At 42.4% G+C, this 4844-nt stretch carries 3 protein-coding genes; 2 read left to right on the forward strand and 1 reads right to left on the reverse strand.

All coding sequences use genetic code 11. The features are described 5' to 3' along the window. The first annotated feature begins 394 nt into the window (after positions 1-394). Positions 395-1549, forward strand: a complete 1155-nt coding sequence (locus PL9214_RS10335) for an ABC transporter ATP-binding protein (RefSeq protein ID WP_072718755.1) — start codon at positions 395-397, stop codon at positions 1547-1549. A gap of 136 nt (positions 1550-1685) precedes the next feature. Here the strand turns inward: PL9214_RS10335 and PL9214_RS10340 are convergent, their stop codons facing one another. Further along, entirely contained in the window at positions 1686-2426 is a 741-nt protein-coding gene (locus PL9214_RS10340) for a calcium-binding protein (RefSeq protein ID WP_072718756.1), read from the reverse strand. Positions 2427-2629: 203 nt separating this feature from the next. Here PL9214_RS10340 and PL9214_RS10345 point away from each other — a divergent pair, with 203 nt between their 5' ends. Continuing rightward, positions 2630-4672, forward strand: coding sequence for a serine/threonine phosphatase (locus PL9214_RS10345; protein WP_072718757.1), 2043 nt, complete (start codon positions 2630-2632; stop codon positions 4670-4672). Positions 4673-4844 lie beyond the last annotated feature (172 nt).

Below are 4844 nucleotides of genomic sequence, written 5' to 3' on the forward strand. Positions count from 1 at the left end.
TTAATTTGAACTAGGATTAGAATAATTAAAGCCACGATGACCTTAATTGACGGGTGAGATTCCCAGTGGTGGGACGCTCTAGTTAAAGGGCGTTTAACCGAAATGGTTGAACCGGTGTTGACACTCTAGTTCTAGCCCCCACAAGCAGAAACGATTAAGCGAGTGAGTGAAAAACGACTTAAAAGTAGGCTCAGACCCTTCGGGGCGAGAGAGTAGAGGCAATTGGCATCGCCTGTCGCACGACACTAGAACACGCCTAAGAAGGGTTTTGGGAGTTGTGGTTCGAGCAATGACCATCGGGTTATCTCCTTCTAAAGAATCCTCGCACTTATAGGGCGAGGTGTGTCAACAGATAAGCTGTAGGGAGGGTAAATCTCCGCCATAACGTGACACTATGCTGCAAGCGGCTACGCAGAATCAAGGTGCTATTGGGGCTGAAACCAAGCTCGATGTTGAACTTCGGAAAGTCTTCAAGGTCTTTAATGGGGAAACGGCTGTTCGTGGCGTAGATCTCGATATTCGCCGAGGAGAATTTTTTAGTATTTTAGGGCCATCGGGTTGTGGCAAAACTACAACGCTGCGATTGATTGCCGGGTTTGAAATGCCCTCTGCTGGAGAAGTCTTGATTCGGGGTCAGTCCGTGACCCAAACTCCCCCCTATCTGCGTCCAGTGAATACCGTTTTTCAAAGTTATGCTTTGTTTAACCATTTGACAGTCTGGGAAAATATTGCCTTTGGACTCCGACTCAAACGCAAAAGCAAGTCGGAAATTGAAGAGAAAGTGCGCGAAGCCTTAAGTTTAGTCAAAATGGAATCCTTTGCCAATCGTTACCCCTCTCAACTGTCTGGGGGTCAACAACAACGGGTTGCTTTAGCCAGGGCATTAGTCAATCGTCCGGCGGTGTTATTGTTAGATGAACCGTTAGGGGCTTTGGATTTAAAACTCCGCAAACAAATGCAGATGGAACTCACCAACCTCCATCGCAATTTGGGGTTAACCTTTATCATGGTGACTCACGACCAAGAAGAAGCCATGAGTTTGTCTGACCGCATTGCTGTCATGCACGATGGCCGAATTGAACAAATTGGCAGTCCGAACGAGATTTATGAATATCCTCAAACGCCATTTGTGGCTGATTTTATTGGCGATACAAATCTATTTCGAGGAACGGTTGAAAGTGCTGATGTCTCCCGTTTATATATTGTCACCGACACCGGATTAAGTATTGAAATTCAACAGATTGAAATTCCCGGTATTCAACTCCCGCAACAGGATTTAAGAACAGGTGCATCGGCGGTTGTCAGTGTGCGTCCTGAGAAAGTTACATTAAGTTTTTATCCCGTTAGCGGTGCTGTGAATTGTTTTGAAGGTCGTTTACTCAATGCAATGTATTTGGGAACCCATATTCAATATGTGGTGAAATTACTATCGGGGGAAAATGTTATGGTTCGTCAACCCAAAACAGGGGATAGTTTACCTGATAGTAATACTCCCGTTTATGTGTGTTGGGGTACAACAGATTGTTTAGCTTTACCCGAACAAAAATAAAACGGTAGTTAAGGGTTTACACGTCCTAAGTTTAAACCCAAAATTCTTCTAAGTCTAATACAGCCAGAAGTATTATCCCTGTTCCCTGTTCCCTGTTCCCTGTTCCCTTTTTCTAGCGATCGCTTCAATTCAAAAACTAAAATTGAGGAAAGTTCGGGATGGGATTAAATCCAGGTCGCAGAACTGATAAATCCGATGCAGTTACAGTTACATTCTTAACATCAGCAATTAAATCACTTTGTTGACGAATATAGGTTCCACCTGCATAGGGGATAAGACTGTATTGAAGTAGTCCAAAATCATTAGCAACTTGAATTTTATCCCCTTCAGTACGGTTAAAATCTGTAATAGTGGCGTAACCGTCCCCAACATAATAAACAATGGGCTGATCAGTGGGGCCATAGTAACTAGAAATCGGGCGAAGTCTTCCCAATATAAAAAGATCCGCCTCCGTTCCCCCTGTCAAATTATCATACTGAACTCTCGATGCTAACGGTAATGATTCGGAACCTTTATAACCATCTAAACTATCGTTTCCAGTATTTCCAGTCAGAGAATCATTTCCCGGCCCCCCCTGCAACAAATCATTCCCCGAACCTCCATCTAAAGCATCATTTCCAAACTCACCATAAAGGGAATCATTACCTTCATTTCCTTCTAATAAATCCTGACCGTCACCCCCGAATAAAGCATCACTTCCCCAATTCCCAATCAGACTATCATCACCTCCTCCGCCATACAAACTATCGTGACCAAGCCCACCTGTGAGTAGATTATTTCCCTCATCTCCATACAACACAACAGGATCAAATAATGAGGGAAAAGGAAAAGGAAAAGGATTAAGCAAATCAGGATTAATCGGAATCGAGTTAGGCATTATTGGATACTCCGTTCGTTAAAGATTAAATTTGTTACTCTAAATCAACCTATATCCCTGTCAATCTGACCTATGCACTTAGCATTACCCTTAAAAATATCTAACGGGTGAATATTCAATATTTCCTCTTCTCTGCTGTAAAATAAAAAGTTGTACTCTTAAAATATCCCTGTGTTATTTCTGAAATGGCAGGGAATATAACTATGGTTGTTTGTCCCCAGTGTCAATTTGAAAACCCCAATCTCAACAAGTTTTGTCAACGCTGTGGTACTTCTCTGACCCAGAAACATTGTCCTGAATGTGGAACAACCGTTCCCCTGAATACGCTGCAATGTCATAATTGCGGGACAGTTACCGGAACCGTTTATCTGGCTGTAGTTATCCCTTCATCCTCAGCTATTGCTCCGGCTGAAAACTCCCCAGAATCCTTAAATAATGACCATTTGCAGGGAGCTAACACATCTTCGGAGAGTCCCTCCGAATCAAGTTTAGACCGAATTGATACCGAACCCCCCACCCCGGAAGAGCTTCAGACCCCAGAGCTAACGGAGTCTCAAGCACAACCTTTAGAAGACATTTTTTCCCAAACTGACCTGGAAGCCATTACCATTCCGCCTGAAGATGCTTTGTGTACCCTCCAGGAACCGCCACCACAATCCCTAGAGCGACCCGTTGGAGCTTATTTAGACCGCCAAGAACGTTATCAACTCCTAGACGCCCTACCAGCCCTAAAAATCGGTGAAACCGTCACCGTCAGGGTTTTAGATACTCAACCGTTGCAGGTTTCTCCGTTAAAAGTGCTACAAGACCCCGCCGCCACCCCATCTCATCCAGACGTAGAGACCTTTATTATTCCGGCGGCTCAACCCTATTTTTCCTTAGCGTCCCAAACTCCTAACTATTTTCCTCACTTACAAGATGCTTGGGAATCGGATTCCTATCAGGTTATCCTATTAGAAAATTTTGCGGATTTTCCCCTATTATCAGAACTGTGGAGTAACCGAAAAACAACACCTCAACAAATTGTTTATTGGTTGGGAGATTTAGTAGAACTGTGGGTACTCTTAGAACCTTGGGGATGTCGCCAAAGTTTATTAGATCTCCACAATTTACGAGTATTTTCTCAAAAGTCTCAACAGTTGTGTTTACAGCAATTGTATTTTGATCAGCCGGATTCTGCGTTAAGTTTATCGAATTTAGGACAATTGTGGCAGGAGTTATTTCAACAATCCCAACGGACGTTAGTGGGTTCCTTAACAGAAGTATTGCGAGATTTAATGGAGGTAAAAATTCAAACCGTTGAACAATTGCGAACGGCTTTAATGGTGATTTTGGATGAAATTAATTTTCCCTCTAACTTACCCCAACAACAAACCAGTCAAAATGAACTATCTCCCTCGACTTTAAATCAGTCTCCTACCTTAATTCTAGGTGAAAAGTTGATTCATTTAGAAGCAGTAGGACGCACAGATGTCGGACGTCAACGGGATCATAATGAAGACTGTTTTGGTCTGGAAACCCAGATTAAGATTCAAGAAACACCCCAAGGACAAATTCGCTCAGTGAGGGGTTTATATATTCTCTGTGATGGTATGGGAGGTCACGCTGGAGGAGAAGTGGCGAGTCAAATCGCTGTTGATACTTTAAAACACTATTTCCAAGATCAATATCCAGAGGAATTCCCAACGGAAGAAATCTTACAAGATGCAATTTTCAAAGCGAATGAAGCAATTTATAACGAAAATCAACAAGGGGTGCGTTCCGGTAGTGGTCGCATGGGAACAACATTAGTGATGGCTGTTGTGGTGAATCATCAAGTTGTCCTGGCTCATGTGGGAGATAGTCGATTATATCGTTTGACTCGTCAACAAGGGTTACAACAAATAACCGTAGATCATGAAGTGGGACAACGAGAAATTCAACGGGGAATTGACCCGGATATTGCCTATTCTCGCCCCGATGCTTATCAATTAACTCAAGCTTTAGGCCCTAGAGAGGAACAGTTTGTTCACCCAGATATTCAATTTTTAGAGATTGAGGAAGATACGGTTTTCATTCTGGCATCTGATGGCTTAACCGATCATAATTTGTTAGAAACCTTCTGCGAAACTCAACTTGATCCCTTACTCAACCCTCAAACAGATTTAGCCACCGCAGTAGACGGTTTAATCACTCTAGCAAATCAATATAATGGTCACGATAATATTACCGCCATTGTAGTTCGAGCTTGGGTGTCCAACCCTTAACCGTAAAGATTTTTATCAACTTTATCAGTTCACAACTACCCCATGATTATTAAGTATTGAAATCAAGTTTACCAAGTTTCTAACAACTAACAACTAACAACTGATAACTGATAACTGATAACTGATAACTGATAACTGATAACTGATAACTGATAACTGATAACTGATTTAT

The sequence above is a fragment of the Planktothrix tepida PCC 9214 genome (assembly GCF_900009145.1).
Lineage (GTDB): Bacteria > Cyanobacteriota > Cyanobacteriia > Cyanobacteriales > Microcoleaceae > Planktothrix > Planktothrix tepida.

What these genes read in the sequence shown, in the direction of transcription:
- PL9214_RS10335 (WP_072718755.1), top strand. Translation starts at nt 395, where the DNA reads ATGCTGCAAGCGGCTACGCAGAATCAAGGTGCTATTGGGGCTGAAACC.
- PL9214_RS10340 (WP_072718756.1), bottom strand. Translation starts at nt 2,426, where the DNA reads ATGCCTAACTCGATTCCGATTAATCCTGATTTGCTTAATCCTTTTCCT.
- PL9214_RS10345 (WP_072718757.1), top strand. Translation starts at nt 2,630, where the DNA reads ATGGTTGTTTGTCCCCAGTGTCAATTTGAAAACCCCAATCTCAACAAG.